This window comes from Mesorhizobium sp. M0016 (assembly GCF_040324035.1).
Classification (GTDB): Bacteria; Pseudomonadota; Alphaproteobacteria; order Rhizobiales; family Rhizobiaceae; genus Mesorhizobium.
The window spans coordinates 34,945-54,108 of sequence record NZ_JAMYVM010000030.1 but is presented as its reverse complement, the minus strand read 5'-3'; the positions used below and the strand labels follow the sequence as shown (position 1 = coordinate 54,108).

General features: G+C 63.4%; 12 protein-coding genes and 1 pseudogene. 3 read left to right on the top strand and 10 right to left on the bottom strand.

Annotation, left to right across the window (positions count from 1 at the left end; all coding sequences use genetic code 11):
• Positions 1 to 28: 28 nt before the first annotated feature.
• From NKJ88_RS29205 to NKJ88_RS29170, 8 genes and pseudogenes are all read right to left on the bottom strand, one after another.
• Positions 29 to 931, bottom strand: a complete 903-nt coding sequence (locus NKJ88_RS29205) for a terpene synthase family protein (protein WP_352446512.1) — start codon at positions 929 to 931, stop codon at positions 29 to 31.
• Positions 928 to 2,478 carry a hypothetical protein gene (locus NKJ88_RS29200; RefSeq protein ID WP_352446511.1) on the bottom strand — a complete coding sequence of 517 codons (1,551 nt, stop codon included), beginning with the start codon at positions 2,476 to 2,478 and terminating at the stop codon, positions 928 to 930. Before NKJ88_RS29200 ends, NKJ88_RS29205 begins: the two co-directional genes overlap by 4 nt.
• A 146-nt stretch (positions 2,479 to 2,624) precedes the next feature.
• Positions 2,625 to 3,614, bottom strand: a complete 990-nt coding sequence (locus NKJ88_RS29195) for a polyprenyl synthetase family protein (RefSeq protein ID WP_352446510.1) — start codon at positions 3,612 to 3,614, stop codon at positions 2,625 to 2,627.
• A 142-nt stretch (positions 3,615 to 3,756) separates the two neighbouring features.
• The gene (locus tag NKJ88_RS29190; RefSeq protein ID WP_352446509.1) at positions 3,757 to 5,100 is read right to left on the bottom strand and encodes a cytochrome P450; all 1,344 of its coding nucleotides are present in this window, start codon (positions 5,098 to 5,100) and stop codon (positions 3,757 to 3,759) included.
• Positions 5,100 to 5,942 carry an SDR family oxidoreductase gene (locus NKJ88_RS29185; protein WP_352446536.1) on the bottom strand — a complete coding sequence of 281 codons (843 nt, stop codon included), beginning with the start codon at positions 5,940 to 5,942 and terminating at the stop codon, positions 5,100 to 5,102. The genes NKJ88_RS29190 and NKJ88_RS29185 overlap by 1 nt, the downstream gene beginning before the upstream one ends.
• 6 nt (positions 5,943 to 5,948) lie before the next feature.
• Positions 5,949 to 6,236 (bottom strand): annotated as a pseudogene (locus tag NKJ88_RS33040) (ferredoxin); the annotation flags it as partial.
• Between the two features lies 1 nt (position 6,237).
• Positions 6,238 to 7,527, bottom strand: a complete 1,290-nt coding sequence (locus tag NKJ88_RS29175) for a cytochrome P450 (protein ID WP_352446508.1) — start codon at positions 7,525 to 7,527, stop codon at positions 6,238 to 6,240.
• A gap of 91 nt (positions 7,528 to 7,618) precedes the next feature.
• Entirely contained in the window at positions 7,619 to 8,821 is a 1,203-nt protein-coding gene (locus NKJ88_RS29170) for a cytochrome P450 (RefSeq protein ID WP_352446507.1), read from the bottom strand.
• Positions 8,822 to 10,479: 1,658 nt separating this feature from the next.
• Between NKJ88_RS29170 and NKJ88_RS29165 the strand changes: the two genes are divergently transcribed.
• From NKJ88_RS29165 to NKJ88_RS29155, 3 genes are all read left to right on the top strand, one after another.
• Positions 10,480 to 11,013, top strand: coding sequence for a peroxiredoxin (locus NKJ88_RS29165; RefSeq protein ID WP_352446506.1), 534 nt, complete (start codon positions 10,480 to 10,482; stop codon positions 11,011 to 11,013).
• Between the two features lie 69 nt (positions 11,014 to 11,082).
• On the top strand, positions 11,083 to 12,519 hold the full coding sequence (rpoN, locus tag NKJ88_RS29160; RefSeq protein WP_023806321.1) for an RNA polymerase factor sigma-54: 1,437 nt from the start codon (positions 11,083 to 11,085) through the stop codon (positions 12,517 to 12,519).
• A gap of 57 nt (positions 12,520 to 12,576) precedes the next feature.
• Positions 12,577 to 13,794: an MFS transporter gene (locus tag NKJ88_RS29155; RefSeq protein WP_286456083.1), complete on the top strand. Its 1,218-nt coding sequence runs from the start codon at positions 12,577 to 12,579 to the stop codon at positions 13,792 to 13,794.
• 631 nt (positions 13,795 to 14,425) lie between these two features.
• On the opposite strand, the gene NKJ88_RS29150 is transcribed toward NKJ88_RS29155, so the two are convergent.
• The gene (locus NKJ88_RS29150) at positions 14,426 to 17,896 is read right to left on the bottom strand and encodes an ATP-binding protein (protein ID WP_352446503.1); all 3,471 of its coding nucleotides are present in this window, start codon (positions 17,894 to 17,896) and stop codon (positions 14,426 to 14,428) included.
• Entirely contained in the window at positions 17,893 to 19,152 is a 1,260-nt protein-coding gene (locus tag NKJ88_RS29145; protein WP_023687333.1) for a metallophosphoesterase family protein, read from the bottom strand. Before NKJ88_RS29145 ends, NKJ88_RS29150 begins: the two co-directional genes overlap by 4 nt.
• Between the last annotated feature and the right edge of the window lie 12 nt (positions 19,153 to 19,164).

The following is a 19,164-nucleotide window of genomic DNA, read 5'->3' as shown; positions in this document are numbered from 1 at the left end:
CGCGCGCACGCCGCCGTTTCCCGCGCGTTCAGGCCGGCGCACGCTCGCCTCCCCCCGCAGCGTCGCTGCGGTAGCGGCTGGTTGAGGTCTGGTAGTACTGCGCGCGGATGGCCGCCATGGCTTCGATCAACGGTCCCCACGGCGGTGGAAAGGGTTCTTGCGCCATCATCCGGTGCAGCATGCGGGTATGGCCGGCCAGCTCGTCGTTGAGGAACTCCACCACAGGCATAGCCGGATAGCGCTGCAGCAGCAGGATCGCCGCGTTAGCTCCCTCGCCGGCCGACTTATCCTTTTCGCGTCCATGCAGATCGTTCTGCAAGCGCCCTATCGCGGAGATGAGCCGCAGGACCTGGCGAAACGCCGGATGCGCGCGCAAGGTCGCCATGTCCAGCCCCCACAGCAAGGACAGGCAACAGAACACGTTCGTGTAGGCGATCGAATCCACGCCGTTCTGCAAGTACTCGGCGTAGGACCAGCGCTCTGCCCCTGCCGCCTGCGCGTGTCCGGCACGCAGCGCCGCGCAGTAGCACCGGGTATGGTAGAGAAGCTGAGCATAGTCGCGACGATCGTAGGCGAGCGCGGCGAGCGAAGCGCGCAGCACAGCACAGCCCTCGAATCCGGGGAGCGCGCACGGCACGCCTTGCCCGAGCGCCTGCTCCACCGCGGCGAGCTGCTCCGGCGCGATCAGGTCAAGGTCGTTGCAATCGTCGAGCCAGAACAGCAGCGCCAGTTCGCGATAGAACGCCACGATCAGCGTCTCGTCCAGCGGATCGCGGCCGGTGCGGGCGCTGGTGTCGCGCAGGCTCGGGTGGATGCGCTGCAGGATGTACTGGCCGCCCCTGACTGCTTCCAGGCCATGCTCGTCGGTGAACCCAGTCAGGGAACGCCCCCATTCCAGCACCTGCTGCAGCGCGCGATCGGTCGGGATCATGGCCCGGCTCCTGCTCCCTCGGCCGAGACGCGCCGCCCCGAACGAAGCGCCAGCCACAACCCGGCGAGTTCGGCCACGCGCACCACCCGCGTGGGGCAATACAGTTCCTTGCCGATCCACAGCGGCGTCTGGGGCAATACATGCGCCGCGTGGCGAGCGAGCATCCACTTCAGCGCACCCGCCACCGCCTGCGCGATGCGCCGACGCCCTGCCGGCTCTTCGCTCCCGTCCATCACGTGCAACGCGAACAGCGCATAGGCGGTTTCCTCGAATGAGGACGCGCGACCGGCGCCCCAGCCGCCGTCGTCGCGCTGCGCCTGCAGCAGCGCTGCCAGCGCGCGCTCGTCGCGCCACTGGGGCTTGCCTTGCGCCAGCGCAGCGACCGCATGCGCGGTTGGATACAGCCAGGAAACGTGCCATTTTTCGTTGTCCCATAGACCGTGCGGGTTGCGATTGGCCTCGACGTAGGCGCTGGTGCGGGCGGCGGGCTTTCCCAACATTCGCAACGCATGCAGGGCATGGATGTTGGTCGACACCGAGGCATTGCGCTCGCCGGGGAAGGTGACGAACAGCTCGCCGGTTTCGAAATGGCGCAACGCGTCGACCGCCGGGTCGCGGCCTGCAAGGCGAAGGACGCACAATGCAACGGCGGTGTCGTCCGCATCGGCCGCGAAGTGCAAGGCCGGGCCCAGACCGCGCACGCCGAGGCGGGCGTCGAGCTGCGCGATGATCACTTGCACCGCCTCGGCGAGCGCGGGATGCGCGAACAGACCGGCCAGATGCAGCGTGTACAGCGACCAGCATGGCTCGAACACATTGATTGGCCAGACGTTGGGAACGACACCTTCGATGCCGGTGCGCGTCGCCCGCGATGCCGCCTGCAGATACCCGTCGGTGCGCCCGACCTGCGGCGTTCTTCCCTGTGTCACGGCTTGCGCACGCCACGCCGCGGTGGCGGCCGGACTAATGCCGATGCTGCCGTCGTCGTCCGGGCATGCGGTGGCCGGCGACGTCCCCCAGGCTTCCCAGGAGTGCAGCAACGGATGGCCGCTCGGCAACGTCGCAACTGGCCCCAGCTTGGCCAGGCGTGCTTGCCGCAACGGCAACAGCGCCGGGTGGCGCGGAAACGCCACGCCACCCAGCAAGGATGCGGCCTCGTCGCACAACTGCGGCAGGATCAGCTCCGCGCCGATGGGCGCGTCTTCCGGCACCGCATGCGCGTAGGGATCGGGCTGGCGCTCGATGAACCGGGTTGCAGCATGGACTGCGTCGGCAGCGCCAGGAAGAGGATCGGCACGCTGCAATGCCAGCAACGCCGCCCACGTGGGCGCATGGCGAAACAGCGGGAAGTCCGCACTTCCCCATCCGCCATCGGCCTGTTGCTGCGCGATGAGCCACGCGTATGCGTCCTGCCGACCGGTGACGTTGCCGTGGAACTGCAGAGCTCGCGCCGTGTCGTAGACGGACGGACCGACACTGCCGCCGTCCCTCATATCGCTCAGCAGGTGGCGCATTTCGGAAAGGATCTGTTCGGACAGCGCGTTCACGCGGTATGTTCCTTCTGCAGAGGGCTAACGAGAACAGAAACGGGCAGACGCCGCGCACGTCGCCGCCGACACGGACACAGTGCAGCATGCTGCGCCCGCCGGCCGATCGCAGCAGCACAGGGGCGAGTCCTTACGGATGGGCCCGCTCATGCGTATGGCGCGGACAGATAGACGTTGGCCCGCTGCAGCATCTGCGCCAACCCTTCCGCACGCGGCCCCAGAGGGGCGATGGCCTCCCCGGCGTCGTGCAACAAGTACAGGGCGAACTGGCGCGCAGCCTGCAGCCCCATGATCGACGCGCAGGTCGGCTTTTGCGCCGCCGCGTCCTTACCGGGGGTCTTGCCAAGAGTCGCGGTATCCGCCGTCGCGTCGAGAATGTCGTCGGCCACCTGCAACGCCAGGCCGAAACAGGCGGTGTAGCGATCGAGCGCAGCATACAGCGCAGCGTGCGCGGCATCCTCCGCGATGGAGTATAGCGCGCCCATGCGAACCGACGCGCGCACTAGCGCTCCGGTTTTCATCCCGTGCATCGCCAGGATCCTGTCCAGCCCGGCGTGCTTTCCGACCAGCGACAGATCGATGGCCTGCCCGCCTGCGGCACCCTCGGCGGACACCGCCTGCGCCAGTTCGCGCACGAGCGCGATACGGTTGTCGCCCGGCGCATCCAGGCTCGCCAGCGTCAGGAAGGCGTGGGCCTGCAGCGCATCGCCGACCAGGATCGCAGTGGCTTCGCCGAACTTTACGTGCACGGTCGGAAGGCCGCGGCGAAGCACGTCGTCATCCATCGCGGGCAGGTCGTCGTGGACCAGGGTACAGGCGTGCATCATCTCGATGGCGGCACCGACGTCGTCGAGCATGTGCGCCGGCGTGCCCGCCAGTGCGCCGGCAGCCAGACAGAGCAAGGCGCGGGTGCGCTTCCCGCCATGCAAGGTGGCGTAGCGCATGGCCGCCATCAGCTCTGTCTTGCCGTCGTCTTCGGCGCAGAGCAGACGCCCCAGAGCCTGTTCGACCCGCTTTGCGCCGTCCTGCATCCAGATCTCCGGGAGCAGCCCGCCAGAGGCGCCGCGCGCCTGCGCGCCCAATCCGCCGAATGCGGAAACGCCAATTCGGTCGCGTGGAGTTGAACCGGTCTGCATGTTGTTGATGTCCTTGTAGCTGAGACGGCTGCGCCGAGCGCAAGCCGTCACGGTGTTGCCGGCGTCACACGAGTGCGTGCGCTGAGTGCCGCAATGCCGCGCCCCGCCGGCGCCGCTGCCTTGCCACACAGGCGTGCCCAGCTCATGAGAAGCCTATGCGGATTGCCATGGACGGATGTGCGGTCGGGTAGTAGCGCCGGCTCTTTTCGACGTCGCTCAGCAACTGCGGCCGCACCCCGGCCTTGTGCATGGTCAGCGCCAAGGCGATGCAGAACTGCACCATTTCCAGCCATACCAGGTGGTAGCCGATGCAGACGTGTGGGCCAGTACCGAACTGCAGCATGTCCACGGGCCGGATCGGCTCCGTGCGTTGCAGCCACCGCGCCAGGCGGAACTGATCAGGCGCCTCGTGCAGCAGCGCCGAGGTCGAGAAATGCTGCAGCGGGATGCATAGATGGGTGCCTGCGGGAATGCGCCGTTGGCCGAGTTGCAATTCCTGCAGCGCGCGACGCGGCAGGAGCGTGGTCGCCGGATGCAGGCGCAGTGTCTCGCGGAACAGCGCCTCGGCGACCGGACACTGCGCCAGGTCCGCGTGCCGGGTCGGCACCGCGCCCACGCGTTGCGCCTCCTCGACCAGGGCGTCCCACAGCACAGGCTGCCGCGCCAGCTCGATCACGATCCAGGCCATCGTCGAGGCAGTGGTGTCGTGACCGGCAAGCAGCAGCAAGCGAATATTCGCGACCAGGACGTCATCGGAGAGCGGACCGTCGCTGCTGTCAAAAGCGCTCACCATGTCGTTAATGAACCCGGTGCGCGCGGCATGCGCGCGCGCATCGCGGACGAACCGGCGCAACTGCGCGTCGATCCAGTCGCGGGCAGCGCGGCCGCGCCGCAAAGGCAATCCGGGCAGGTCGACCGGTGGCGCGACGATCAACTGCAGCAATTGCCGGTACTTGCGATGCCATCCCGGCAGGTCCTGCGCGGGGATTCCCATGAGGCTGAAGATGAGCTTCAGCATCAGGTCGCCGGTCTCGCGCAGGATAGTTACCTCGCCGCGGGCGCGCCACGCCTGCACCCGCGCCTGGATGACCGGCGCGAACAGGTCGCCGATCCCGGCCTGGGTCAGCCCCTTGGGCAAGAACGCTGCCTTGATGGCATCGCGCGCCTGCCGGTGCGCGCCGCCGTCCAGGGCAACCAACGTTCCGCCAAGCAATTCGGGCGCGATCTCTTCGATCAGCGCCGAGGACACGTCCTTGTGCTTGAGCAGAGAGAATGCGTCCGGATCCACACAGGTCATCAGATGTCCGGCAGGGCCGAAATCCAGCCAGAAGTGGCTGCCCAGCGTCCGTTCTGCGCGTTGCAGCAGGCGCGGCAGGTCGCAGACAATGGCGGGAAGATGCCCGACCAAGGGGAAAGCGCCGGGCATGACCGGGATGTCGGATCGCAGCCGGTGCCGACGGTTGAGTGGGTTGAGCAGTATGTCCATCAGCAGCGCGCCGCCGCCGCCGGTTCGGTGTCGCCGACAGGGCGCGCGGCGCAGCTGTTGCCGCCGTCGGCGTATGTCGGCACATGCGCCAGCATGCCGCCATCGATGCACACGACCTGGCCGGTGATGAACGCAGCATCGGCGGAGAGCAGGAACGCCACGAGTGCGGCCACGTCCTCGGGGCGGCCGACGCGCGGCAGGAGCTGGTGCCGGCGCAGATGCCGTTGCATGCACTCGTCCAGCTTGGCGAGGAGACGCTCGGTCATGATAAGACCCGGCGCAACCGCGTTGCAGCGAATCTGCGCATGACCGTACTGGGTGGCGAGCGAAGCCGAGAGCATGTTCATCGCCGCCTTCGACGCGCCGTAGGACGTCTGCGCCGTGTCACCGCTGAGCCCTTGGCACGACGACATGTTGACGATCGCGCCACCGCCGCGGTCGATCATCCGTGGGATGGCCTGCCGGCAGCAGAGCAGCGTGCCGCGCAGATTGGTCGCCATGGTCTGGTCCCAGACTGCCAGGTCCAGGTCGAGGATCGCGCAGTCGCGCGGGGTCAGATGCATGGCGCTCGCATTGTTCACCAGCAGGTCGACCCCCCCGAAGTGCCGCTCCGCCGTCTCGAACAGCGCTGCCACCGCCTGCTCATCGGCGATATCCATGGCTATGGGCAGCGCGTGGCCTGCATCGGCCGCGATCTGCGCGGTGCAGGCGATGGCCGCCGAGCCATCAATGTCGGCCACCACCACTCTGCCGCCCCCGCGCGCGATGGCGAGAGCGCATGCCTTGCCGATGCCGGCGCCGGCGCCGGTCACCACGGCCACCTTGCCTTCAAACCGTCCCATAGTGCCTCCTGAATTGCCTTGTTCTTTCGCGGCATGCCGCTCGGCCTGCGCCGGAGAAGGCGCAGGGTCGGCGCTGGCGCGCTCGTCATGGCCAGCATCGCTTTCGATGACCCGAATGGCGGCGACCGGGCACTGGTTGGCCGCAAGCCGCACGGCGGCGTGCAGCGCCTGCGGGACCGTCGCCACGCACACTTCGGCCACCCCGTCCGGTTCGCGCTGGCGAAAGGCGCCCGGCAGCGTCAGCACGCACTGCCCGGTAGTTCCGCACAGATCCTGATCGACCACGACGCGCATCTCAGCCCTCCTGCCGATGCAGCCGCACCGGCAGCGCGCGGAACGTCCTAAGGAACGCGGAGGGCTCCCGGGTCGGCTGCTCGGCCAATGCCAGCGTGGGGAAGCGCGCCTGGATCCGCGGCAGGCTCTCGGCCAACTGCACCCGGGCCAGTTGCGCACCAAGGCAGAAGTGGGTGCCGTGGCCGAAGGCCAGCATGATCTTCCCGTCGATCGATATGCCAGGACTGGTGCCGTAGAACCGCACGGGATCGAAGCGGTCCGGATCGGCGAAGGCGTCCGGGTCACGATTGCCGGCCGCGATCAGAACGCGCACGTCCGCGTTCTTCGGGATCACCACGCCGCCCAGTTCGATGTCGCGCTGGGCGATACGCGGAATGGAGCTGAACATGGCGGGCGCGTCGTAGCGCAGGGCTTCTTCGACGAATGCCTTTACCCCCATGGCATCTCCTTTCAGCCAGTGCCGCTGTTCGGGATACGCCAGCATCGCCAGGACAGCATGGCCGATGGCCGCGGCAGTGGTGGCGAAGCCGCCCAGCAACATGCCCCAGAGCATGCTGATCAATTCCGTATCCGACAGCATCTCGGCATCGCCGTCGTGTGCGCCGACCAGCATTGACACGATGTCGTGGCTGGAATCGGAGCGCTTGCGCTGTATGAGGTCGCCGAAGTAGGCCTGAACCCTGGCGCTGGCCGAGTCCGCCGCGGCGAGCTGGGGATCGCTGGCGTGCGGGCTCAGGCCTTCCAGAATGGCGCTGATGCCGGTGACGAGCCCGAGAATGTCGTCCGGGGGCATGCCGAACAGTTCGCCGAAAACCAGCATGGGCAAGGCCAGCGCGAATTCCTGATGCAGGTCCACTGCCTCCCCGCGCTCCAGTGCGGGCGCCATGCCGTCCAGGCGCGCTGCGACAATGCGAGCGATGGTCGGCCTCAGCTTGTCGATCTGGCCGATGGTGAAATCGCGCGAGATCAGCCGGCGCAGACGCGTATGCGTTGGAGGTTCCTTCATCGCCAAAGTGGACGCCAGCAGACTTAGCGACAGGCTGGTCGCCGCACGCGGGAAATAGCGCGCCAGTTCGCCTGGTGCCGGCCCCCGAAAAGCATCGCCCGTGGCCTTGAGCGCCCAGTAGATGTCGGCGTGACGGCTCAACAGAAAGAGGCCCGACGCCGCGCGATGTACCGGATCGTGCTCGCGCAACCACCGCATGAATGGGTACGGGTCCTGAATGCACCCTGGCGACGCCAGTTCGGCGAAGGCGTCCCGGCATGATGCCATGGTTTCTTGCACGTCCATCTTGGTCACCTGTTGGCTGGCTGATCTGGTCGGCGCGCGGCAGTCGCGCCGGCAACTCGAGAACATCGGGATTCCTGGTGGCGTCCGCGCATCACCAGAGCACCGGGAACTCCTCGAACCCGCCAGTGATGATCTCCTTGCGCAACTTCAGTTCTTCGGGCGCCACGGCCAGGCGCAGCGCGGGAAAGCGCTGGAAGATCGAACCGAACACCGCCTTGAGTTCCAGCCTGGCCAGCGCCAAGCCGACGCAGTTGTGGGGCCCGTAGGAGAACGCCAGGTGCGGGTTTTCGTCACGTCCGATGTCGAAGATTTCCGGGTCGTCGAAATGGCGCGGATCGAATGACGTCGCCGGCAGGCCGACCAGCACCTTGCTCTCCGCGGGAACATGCACGCCCGCGATGGTCACGTCGGTCCTCGGATAGCGCATGATGCCGTCCCAGCCGGCGCCCGGCGGGTACATGCGCAGGATTTCCTCTACCGCCTTGTCCACCAGGGATGGATCGCCGACCAGGCGTTCGCGCTGTTGCGGATGGCGGAACATGGCCAGCAGGCCGTATTCGATCTGCGCCACGGTGCTCTCGTGCCCCGCCACCAGCATGCCCGCCGCCAGGCCGATCGCCTCTTCCTCGGTCGCCTTGCCCTGGTCGACCGCCGCGAGCAGATCCGTCAGCACGTTGTCGCCCGGATCCTGGCGCTTGTCCCGCATCTTGCCGCGAATGTAGGCGCGGAGTTCTTCCCAGGCCAAGCGCGACGCGCTTCGCGGGCCGCTTTCATGCTGGTGCGTCATCACCTCGTCGGACAGCCCGGCGAAAAAGGCGTGATCCTCGTAGAGCACGCCCATCAGCGCGCCAATGACCATGGCGGGAAGCGGAAAGGAGAGGTGGCGCCGCAGATCGGCGGGCTGGGGCTGGGCCGCCAGCGTCTCGAACAACTGCGCGGCGATCGCCTCGACCTGCTGCGCGAGCAGCTTCACCCTGCCGTTGCTGAAGGCCGACGCCACGATCGTGCGTAACCGCGTATGCTCGCCCCCCTCGTGCGAGACCAGCCATCCTGGCGAACCGAGAATCACCGAATCCGGGGTGAATGCCGCCGGCGGCATTCCCGCGGGCCGGAACGCCGCGTCGGACAACACCGCCCGGGCCTCGTCATAGCCTGTCACCCACCAGCCTTCGTGCCCGGACGGGAAGCGCACGCGGTGGATCGGACCGTTGGCCCGTAGCGCCAACATCTCAGGCGAGGGCTCAATGTGATCGACGCGCCACATCGGCAGCGTCGGCAAAGGTTGTTCGGACATGCTGGCACTTCACTCTATAGCGATGGAAGGGCGGAAGGTGACCGGCGGGCGCTGCGGTAGAGAAGACCTAAGACGGCATGTAGACGACGTCGTCGGAAGGCAGACCGATTATCAGGATCGGCTAACGCTTAACTGCCTAGGCAAACGCGCGGCGAGATGCAGAACGTTATCCTGTACCTTCGAGGTCAGGATAAAGTCGGTGTGGTGGGCCTTTGACTCGCCGCCGGCCAAGATTTCCTGCGCAAGGGTCGACAAGAGCGGCGAGCTGTTGGGTAAGGGCGGTTCGCCGAGGACCCCATGCCCATAGACGCTATCCGACGCGGATTTGACATTTTGCTTTTCTTTCTTCGTTCCATTCGTGCCATCCACGAAATGAAAGTCGGTCGGCGGCTCCCGGCCCGCAACGAAGCGGCTTCAAAACTCGTGCCAATTTGGCCAACCGAAGAAAAAAATCTGTGATGCTTTTAGGGGCTTAGCCTGAGGCCAGAGAAGAGCTAGGCGAAATAGGCCGGTGTCGCGGGCCAACAAAGGCGACGGAAAAGTGTCGGACAGAACGTCTCGGCGACCTTTAGGTCGGGCTTGCGACATTCTGGTCCAGTTTCGAACATAAGAGGCGGCGAACAGACACGATTGGGGAATTCGATCCTCACGGGGCCAAGGCGCTTGCCCAAGAGCGCCCGCTCATGGTCGCTGCGACAGGCGCATGTTCGCGATAGCCGTGCCGGCGCACCAATGAACGCTAGCGCCACACGTTACGCAATGACTGGAGTGCCCTCCAGGCTCAGGTAATGCATCGGCTCGGCTTCCGGTTCGTCTTTGCCCAGCCGGGGCTGAAGCGCCGAATATCCGCACCATACAGCATCGTTGTTGCCTGTGTGACGAGGCGGTTATAGCGCGCCCGATCTTCTAAGACACGGCCTCCGAGAAGGAGGGGCGGTCCAACAGCCCCTCTATTCCAAATGGCACGCCGCTTGCTGCTCCTGGTTAGAGCACCATCAAATCACGATGAAAGCGACTTGCACCATGCCCGACACGCGAAGCTCCAGACCGTGGCCTGAGGAGACGGTGCCCCTTGCAGCTGAACATCGGGGCATCGTCTCCTCCGGAAGTCCGTTCTGGATGGCCGCTTTGCGCATGGCTGGTCCGATGCCGGCACGCCAACACGGGCAGCGCACGCAAATGCGGTTTGCCGGTTCTGTTCAGCATCTGAGTGCCGAAAAGCCTTGTCAAAGGGTCGTCACCCAAGCCAAAGCCGGCGGGTCACTGCCACATATCGACAACATGCTGAACCAGTCCAGTGACGCGGAATCCAGTGAAGCGGGTCTGTTGCGTGAAGTGACATTTCAGGCCCCCACATGCTTTGCGATATTGGCTCCTTCCGGCCGCTATCCCTTTTCCAAACGCACTATCGCTAGTGACCGATCCCGCTTCCGGCGCCATAGCCGTGGAAAGCAACCGGCTCGACGGTGTCCAGCTCGCTCAGATCGATTGCGTTCGGGTGGCCAAGACCAACCGCCAAGACGTTCCCATACGTCGGGAGGGAAAAAAGGAGGTTGCGAGCCGCGAGGCCCTCATTCCGTGCCGGGGATACGAGCCTTTGCCCGGTATTGCGCCAGCCTCTGCCAGAATTCAGCGCAGTCTTCTTCAGGAGCAACTTGATGACAGTTCGAAAGAAAGTTCCCTTCGTCACCTTTCTCACGCGTGTTCACGATAAGTCAGTCCAGGGGCCAAATCCATATCGCTGGCAAGAAAAAACATCTGGCGACTACTTTGCCGGCAAGCGGGTCATCCTGTTCTCGCTGCCTGGCGCCTTCACCCCGACCTGCTCGACCTACCAATTGCCCAAGTTCGAAGAGCTCTATGATCAGTTTGCGAAGCAGGGAATTGACGCGATTTACTGCCTCTCGGTCAACGATGCCTTCGTCATGAATGCGTGGGGAAAGTCCTTGGGCCTGAAGCAGGTCCAGCTCATCCCCGATGGCTCAGGCGAGTTCACACGCAAGATGGGCATGCTGGTTGCCAAGGACAATCTCGGATTCGGGATGCGCTCATGGCGCTACGCCGCCCTGATCAACAATGGCGTGGTGGAGCACTGGTTCGAGGAGGAAGGTTTCTCCGACAACTGCGAGGCCGACCCGTATGGCGTTTCATCCCCGCAAAACGTTCTCGAAACGCTGAAAGCCGCCGCATGACCTAGAAAACGTCTCACTGGCGCCATTGCAGGCCCCAAGAGGCTCCTCGACAGGATTATCGCACTCACCATGCAATCTTCAGCAAGCCTGTTTCAGCGCCAGAAGCAATCCATCGTCGCATCGCCTCAACTCATTGAGTCGATTCGCTTGCTGCAACTGGCGCATACCGAACTGCATCAGTTCGTGGAGGGGGAAATCGAGAAGAACCCGCTCTTGGAATCTGCGTCAAACGATGGCGGGCCTTTTGACGATGCTTCGATTTCGGGAGCGGATCAGCCTGTCGGCTTTGGAGCAAACGCCGTTGAAGGTCCGACCGGGGCAGGGTCGCCTGAACGGCTCGGGCAATGGAAATCACTTCGCAACACGACCAACAACCCGCCGGGCAATGGCCCTTCCCTCGACGAGTTTGCCACCCTCGCCGAAACATTGCACGACCATGTCGCTCGTCAGATCGCCCTCACTGCGTTCACACCACAGGAGCGGCTGATCGCTGGCCAGCTTGCCGCCGATCTGGAAGACACTGGCTATCTTCGGGCAAGCCTTTTGGAGCTGGCCGAGAGCCTAAATGTCCATGAGGCTGTTGTGGAACGGGTTCTCGGAACCTTGCAGCAATTTGATCCACCGGGAGTTTTTGCGCGAAGTCTCAGAGAATGCCTCGAGATTCAGTTGCGCCAGCGAAACCGGCTCGACCCAGCAATGGCAGCTTTGGTTGCCCATCTTGAAATGCTTGCGCGACGCGATTTTGAGGCGCTGAAGCAGCATTGCGGCGTCGATGAAGAAGACCTTCTCGACATGATGCATGAGGTTCGTGCGCTCGATCCAAAGCCTGGGAACAGATTCGAATCCGGTGCGTCTGAATCAATCATACCCGACGTCTGGGTCACGCCCTCGCCGCAAGGCGGGTGGCAGATCGAACTTGATCCCGCCACGCTGCCGAAGCTGCTGATCAACCAAACCTACTATGCCGAAGTCACGCGTCAGACTGCCCAAAATTCGAAAGATCAAGCATTTCTCGACGAATGCTTGCAAAACGCGAACTGGCTAATCCGCAGCCTCGATCAGCGCGCCAAGACGATTGTTAAGGTTGCGGCTGAAATCGTGCGTCAGCAGGATGCCTTTTTGGAACATGGCGTCGCCCACCTGCGGCCTCTCAATCTTAGAACCGTCGCTGACGCGATCGGCGTGCACGAGTCGACGGTAAGCCGGGTGACCTCGAACAAGTACATGCTTACCCCGCGCGGAGTTTTTGAACTGAAGTATTTTTTCACCGTCGCGATCGCGTCCTGCCAAGGCGGCGATGCGCACTCCGCCGAAGCTGTCCGGCATCGGATCAAAGCGATCATTGCCGCAGAATCTCCCGGCGACGTGCTTTCCGACGAGGACATCGCTGTCCGGCTGAAGGAAACCGGCATTGATGTTGCGCGCCGCACCGTCACAAAGTATCGCGAAGCAATGAACATCCCCTCCTCAGTGCAACGCCGCCGGGAAATGCGCTTGTGTTTTTAGATTTGGGTCAAGGCAGCCTACATCACGTTGCATTGCATCAAAGTGGAGACTTCGTTCATGACCCGATCCGCAGCAGGCGTCATGAACGCTGTTCTGCACGACCCAGAAAAGCCTGTCCCACCGTCTGGTCCCGCATGGGGTGCCATCATTTCGCTTTCCTTGGGCACCTTCGGGCTGGTCACGGCAGAGTTTCTGCCTGTCAGCCTGCTCACGCCCCTCGCGCATGATCTCGCTATCAGCGAGGGAGCGGCTGGACAGGCGATGACGGCGACAGCTATCGTCGGGGCGATCTCGGCGCCGACGGTGGCCATCATCACAAAGCGCCTGGACCGCAGGACCGTCATGTGGACCATGACGCTGCTGCTGATCCTGTCGGACGTTCTGGCGGCCGGCGCGTGGTCGCTGGCGGTTCTCCTGACTGCACGCGTCGTGCTCGGCATAGCGCTCGGAGGCTTCTGGTCGATGTCGGCAGCACTGGCGATGCGGCTCGTTCCAAGCCACCTCCTGCCTCGCGCTATGTCGATCATCCTCACCGGCGTTTCCGTAGCTACCGTCTGCGCAGCTCCAATCGGCGCTTATGTCAGCGATATCTGGGGATGGCGAAGCGCCTTCATGCTCGCCGCAGCCGGCGGTGTCGCTACACTGCTCGTGCAGCTCATAACCATTCCGAGACTGCCTCCGATTGGAGTGACTAGCGTCCGCAGCCTGCTGGATGTGGCAAAGATTCCGATGGTCAAGGTTGCGCTTTTTGTCATCCTGCTGGTCGCTTCCGGCCACTTCGCCGGAATCACCTATATCCGCGCCTTCCTCGAAAAGATTCCCGCGCTTGACGTCGAGACGATCTCGCTTGTGTTGCTTGCTTTTGGCATCGGCGGATTCTTCGGCAATTTGGCCGGCGGGGTTCTGGCCGAGTACAGTCTCAAGGCAGTCGCGGCCCTTGCACCGCTGCTCATAGGGATAGCGGCTGTTTCGCTACTGACGGCGGGAGCATCGGCCTTCGCCTCGGGGATTGCGGTTGGCGCGTGGGGCTTTGCCTTCGGCGCGGTGCCGGTAGGATTACAGACGTGGATGGTGCGGCGGGCCGTTCCCGAGCAGGCCGAAAGCGCCGGTGTGCTGATGGTCGTAGCATTCCAAGTGGCAATCGCAGCCGGCGCGATTTTCGGCGGGCTATTGGTGGAGAATGCGGGGATCGCCAGCGCCATTGCCTACAGCGCTGTTGCCACGTTCGTCGCTGCCCTCATAGTTTTCCTGCTCGGCCCGAAGCGCGGAACCTAGATCGCCTGACAGGAGAGATCTCAGCAGCGCAGCGGGACGAGAGGTCCAATCGCATGCACGGCGCGGCGCGATCCTCCGCTTGCGGGCGATGCCCCGACGGGAGCGACTGGCTCGCCTTCGATAATGCCTTTACTCTCTTGACGAATGCTCTGGCGGATCGATCTGTCGTATCGTTCGCATACCATCAGCTTGCCTGGCCACTCACCCTTTGACACGGTGCCTATCCGTCCGGGGCAGCACGAATGCATTTCGGCGAGCGTCCTAGCCCTGAACGACCTGATCTTATCCTTGTAGTGCTGGGCGGGTTACGCCCCTTGAACTGAACCCGTATTGTGGGCGCACCTGCCGATCCAATTCGCCCTTAATCGTCTCGAAGCGCTGTAAACGTACCCGTCATTGGCTGCAACAAAGTTGCATTCTTCGGCGCAATAACCCTGCTTACTCGAAATGCCCCGCCACCGAGAGGCGGGTCATCCGCGCTCCGCCCGGAGTAGTCGTTCATCCACGCAACATTGCAGAACAAAATAGGCATTTCTCAGCCTCTATGGGACGTCATGATGGATTCGATCGAAGGTTCCTATGTCAGCCGAGTTGGTTAGTTGAACCGTTTTGACGCGAATTCTAATCGAGCCTAATCCAGCTGGTGAATGGTAGATTGTGGCACAACAGCCTTGGCGATTTCACATAGGTGCTTGTGGTGCGTGAGATAGATGACCTGACCTGTGTTCGCCATCTCCCCAAACAATCTAAAAACTTCCTCCGAGCGAATATGGTCAAAGGTTTCCATGATGTCGTCGGCGATGAAGGGAACCGAGGGCCGGAATTGGGCGAACTCGTAATAACCGGCGAGCCTCAGTGCTAGGTAGAGCTGAAAGCGCGCGCCCTTCGAAAGCGCTTCAGCGAGCTTGGATTGCCCGTCGCGCTGCACCGCGATGAGAACCTCCTCGCCTTTGACGGGCTGGGTTGTAAGGCCTGAATACTGCCCACGGGTCATTAGCTTGAATGCGTCTGATGCACGCGCCATCATCCCCGAACGGTGGTTCTCACGGTAGATCCGCAAAGCATTTCCAGCCGACATGATACCAAGTTTCAGCTCAATGTAGCGAACGGCCTTCTCCTCGATTTCCAACAGGGTTGTGCGCCGTTCGGCATCCAGGCGGGCAACCGCGCTGTCACCGCCGATGGCGTCCAACTTGTCTGCCGCGCGGGTCTGTCGGATCAGCTGTTGCTGGATGATTTCAACGAACTGGCGAAGCCGCTGCTCGCCCTCAGCCTTCTCGACCGCGAGGCTGTCGAAATCGATCGCTTCCAGGATCGAGCGTGCCTGGTCGAATCCATCGACTGCGAGTTCCGCCACTACCCGTTCCTCAAGTTCGGCGACGGTAGTGCGCAAGCCGTCGCGCTCACGCAGCAGCTCGTCGCGTTCGACTACCTCGGACAGAGTGGCGACGCCAAAGACGCCCAGCACTTCATTCTTGCGGCGTTCGTGTGCCGAAATCTCGGTGTCGAGGATTTCGCGCGCCTCCTTGAGGCGCTTCAGCTCGTTGCCGAGGCTTGCCTTCGTTTCACGTGTCCGCTCGGCACGCTCCAGGCGCTCGGCAAGGCGGGTGGCCAACTGCTCCGGCTCGCCATCCTTCGTCGGCTCGTCGGCTTCGACCGCAACGGCGATGACCTCGACCAGAAAATTGGCCCTGTCGGCCTCCATCTTGTCGATACGCAGCTGCAGATCCTCCCGCTCCTGCAGGCTTCTTGACAGTTCGGCCAATTGATCGAGCACAGCGCCAACGCCTGACGCGGACAGACCGCTTTCGAGCCACGTTCCCTTGAGCGCTTCGGTAATGCCGGCCAGCCATTCCTCCTCGCGACGCTCCGCCACCCCTACCGCAACCCGTCGGGCAGCTAGATCCTCTTCTTTGGAACTCACCATCCTGAGCGCCTCGGCATACTCGGCGTCCACCTTGCGCTGCCGGTCCAGAAACAGCTCCGCGATGGCCATGATTGCTTCGAGGGTGTCGCCGGGCTCTGATACTATGCCGACACTTTCCAGCGCCGCTCTCATTTCCAAGTGTATCTGCTGGCCGGCGTCAGCGGCTCGCTCGGCTTTCAAGCGAGCAAGTTCGATCTGCTCCCAGGCAGCGAGCGCATCGCTGCGCGCCTCGATCTGATCCTCGATCCTTTCGATCAGGCGCTCAGACGAAGGTTCCAGGGCTTCTCCGAGGAGGTCGCTGGCGGCCACACGGATTTCCAACAATTGGGTATCCGCATCCTTGACGAGCTGTTGGCTTTGGATGCCGTTTCGTGACAGGTTGGCCGTGGCCTCGGCCAGGGCACGCGTCATTGCCCGGATCTCGGCCAGATCCGCCGCGCCGGCCAGCCGGCCTGCGCTGGCAACGTCATCGCGCGTCAGTGCCACGGCGAAATCGTCAGCGGTGTCACCAGTCAACACTGCGCGGTGCGTTGCCCACGCATCATCGCGGAGACGGCGGATGGCGGCAGCCGCTTCATCGTCGACAACGTCGACCGAGGCTCGAAGGGCATCCAATCGTGCGGCGAGCATTGCATGGTGGCCCTCGTATTCGGCGAGGCGTTCGGCAAGTACCGCGGTGTTCCTTGCCAGTACTGACGCTACTGTCTTCCAGGCGGCAATCTGCCCGGCGCTCGGAACCGCAACGTTGACGAGAGCGAGGGCATCTCCGTTCCATGGACGCAAGCGAGCCAGCGATGCCTTCCATCGGATTGTTCCCGCATCTCCCGCCTCGCGAGCCGTCTTGATCTCTGCCTTGTGTCCGCTTGCTCGCGCTTTCGACAAAGCCGAGCCCAGCCTTGCCCTGGCGGGTTCGGGCACCGCCCTTTCCTCGCCGACCCGCTGCCTTGCCACCTGCAACGCATCGAGTGCTGCCGCCGCCTCGTCGCGGGCGGCGCGCGCGCCCGTAGCAATACCGGACCTCTGCTCGACCATAGCGCGAACGACGCCAACTGTGACGGTAGGCAGAAGCAGTGCGGCAGGATCCGGCTCGGAAGACCGGCCCAAGGCGGCAAGGCAGCTTGCCACGGTGTTGTTGAGGATTTGCAGCCCCATCCTGCGAGTGGGCAAGTCAAAGCCAGCCGCGGTATGGCGCACCTTGCCCTCCGCCAGGCTGCGAATGCGTTCGGAAATCGACAGGATCCGTTCGTCCTCGTCGACCGCAGTGACTTTTGCCGACAGCCGCTCGACCTCATCGATGTTTGCGGACAGTCGCGTTCTGAGGCTGGCATCGTCATCGATTAGTTCGGTGACACTTCCCGTCCATGTCCGGGCTGGGGAGGTGATGTCCGGCAGCTGATCCAGCCGGGCAATCTTGCGGCGCATATCCGCCAGCATCGGCGCAGCACGTACGTAACGAGCAATGGTATCCAGCCTGGCCACCAGCACGGCCCGATCGCTGATGGTTCGGCCGTACTGCTGCGATGCATCGAGACGTTCGGCCTCCAGTCCCTCATAGGTCGATGCAAGTGTGTCGATCGCATCCCTGCGCGACTTCACGTCAACAAGGCGCTTCTTCAGCAGCGCCAGTTCGGTGCCATGCGCCTGCTTCCGATACAGCGCGTCTGCTTCGGCCTCGAGGGCGTTCAACGTATCGCTTGCGTTCCCAAGACCGGCGCTGGCCGTGAAGAGGAGCTTGCCGAGGTCGCCCCGCGATTCCAGGATCGATTTTCCGCCGGCTTCCAGCGTCTCGTCATCGAGTGAAAACATAGTCGTGTAAGCGTCACGCGACAGTCCGGCGAGATGCGCCGTGATCGCCACCTCGCTCATCGATTGGCCCGTCGCGTTCAATAGCGAATTAGTACGCTGTTTCGTACGCGTGAACGTGTGCTCGGAGCCGGCCAGTTCCAGAACCCCACCGATGCGCATGGCGCTGTACTCATGAAGGAAGTTGTAGCGGCTCCGTTCCTCGATGCCGAACAGCAAATCTAGATAGGCGGAAAGCGCTGTCGATTTGCCGGCCTCATTCAGGCCAAACACGATATGCAGATCAGGTCCGGATTCCGGTTTGGGTCCGAAGTCGATCCTACCATCGGTGAACTTTCCATAGCGAATGAGGTCAAGGCGCTGCAGCCTCATGACGCTCCACCGGACTTAAGGCGGGAAGTCACCAAGTCTGCGCCCTTGGAAAGCACCTGATCGAGGAACCGTTCCAGCCCGGCTTCGTCCTTCCCAGCAAAATCCCGTCCGTCGGCCGGAAGGTCGGCGACCATCCTTTGGACGAACGCCCTCGCCTCGGCGCGGAAGGCATCCGAGGTGGCATCGGCGCGCATGGATTGCTCGAGTTCGAAAATCGGATCAGCAATATCCTCGGCCGTCTCCGCCCGAGGTGGCGCGAGGTCAAGCTCGAGCTTCTCCACCCACGTATGGCCTAGCTGTTCCGCAGCCTGTTCGGCTTCGGCAAGAAGGAGATCTCTGTCGCGGATCAGCGCCCATAACAATGGTGATGTTCCTGTTAGGCCAACGCGGGCCACAGCATGACGCGACCGGACGGCGGCCCGCATCTCTTCGAGTGCGTTTCGAACACGCGCGACGGCCTCGGACCACTCCACTGCTCCCGTAAGGTCGACGCTGACCCTTTCGAACTGCGCAACGCAGGTCAGCCTTTCCTCGATCTCCACCGAACGGTCGTCTCGCACCGTCACAAGGGTGACTGATTTCTCGCCGGCCTCGTTGATATCCCTCCCCTGCGGTATTCCCGGCATCACCACCGTGCTTGCGCCGGAATGGACTTGGCGAAGATGAATGTGGCCAAGCCCCCAATAGTCGAAACCGTGGGCGTGCAGGTCAGCGATGCTGCAGGGCGCGTAAACGTCGTGACCGGGCGATCCGGCCAGACTGGTATGCATGATGCCAATATTGACGGCTCCTTCGCGAGCAGCCGGATATTTGGGCAGCAGGCTGTCCGGCGCCTTAGGGTTCGCAAAGCTCAAACCATGGAAAACGACGTCCACACCGCCGGCTGTCTGCAATACCGACTGAGCACGACCGCCAAAAATGGTCACGGTGTCAGGAAACACCAGCTGTTTGGAAATCCGCGACAGGGCGTCATGATTGCCGCGGATCTTGAAAACCCTGATGCCGGCCTGGTGCAGGCGTGTCATCTGCGCTGCCAGGAACCGCGCCGTCTTCATCGAGGTTTGATCACCATCGTATAGGTCGCCGGCTATTACCAACGCATCCACGCGTTCCTCTAGGCAGAGATCCACTATCGAAACGAATGCCTGGCGGCTGGCGTCGCCCACGAGCCCGGCAAGATCGGGATTACGCATCGCGAGCGAACGCAGCGGCGAGTCGAGATGAATATCGGCCGTGTGTACGAATCGAAATGCCATTCGGCCTCCGCC

What these genes read in the sequence shown, in the direction of transcription:
- NKJ88_RS29150 (WP_352446503.1), bottom strand. Translation starts at nt 17,896, where the DNA reads ATGAGGCTGCAGCGCCTTGACCTCATTCGCTATGGAAAGTTCACCGAT.
- NKJ88_RS29185 (WP_352446536.1), bottom strand. Translation starts at nt 5,942, where the DNA reads ATGGGACGGTTTGAAGGCAAGGTGGCCGTGGTGACCGGCGCCGGCGCC.
- NKJ88_RS29155 (WP_286456083.1), top strand. Translation starts at nt 12,577, where the DNA reads ATGACCCGATCCGCAGCAGGCGTCATGAACGCTGTTCTGCACGACCCA.
- NKJ88_RS29170 (WP_352446507.1), bottom strand. Translation starts at nt 8,821, where the DNA reads ATGTCCGAACAACCTTTGCCGACGCTGCCGATGTGGCGCGTCGATCAC.
- NKJ88_RS29195 (WP_352446510.1), bottom strand. Translation starts at nt 3,614, where the DNA reads ATGCAGACCGGTTCAACTCCACGCGACCGAATTGGCGTTTCCGCATTC.
- NKJ88_RS29205 (WP_352446512.1), bottom strand. Translation starts at nt 931, where the DNA reads ATGATCCCGACCGATCGCGCGCTGCAGCAGGTGCTGGAATGGGGGCGT.
- NKJ88_RS29190 (WP_352446509.1), bottom strand. Translation starts at nt 5,100, where the DNA reads ATGGACATACTGCTCAACCCACTCAACCGTCGGCACCGGCTGCGATCC.
- rpoN (WP_023806321.1), top strand. Translation starts at nt 11,083, where the DNA reads ATGCAATCTTCAGCAAGCCTGTTTCAGCGCCAGAAGCAATCCATCGTC.
- NKJ88_RS29145 (WP_023687333.1), bottom strand. Translation starts at nt 19,152, where the DNA reads ATGGCATTTCGATTCGTACACACGGCCGATATTCATCTCGACTCGCCG.
- NKJ88_RS29175 (WP_352446508.1), bottom strand. Translation starts at nt 7,527, where the DNA reads ATGGACGTGCAAGAAACCATGGCATCATGCCGGGACGCCTTCGCCGAA.
- NKJ88_RS29165 (WP_352446506.1), top strand. Translation starts at nt 10,480, where the DNA reads ATGACAGTTCGAAAGAAAGTTCCCTTCGTCACCTTTCTCACGCGTGTT.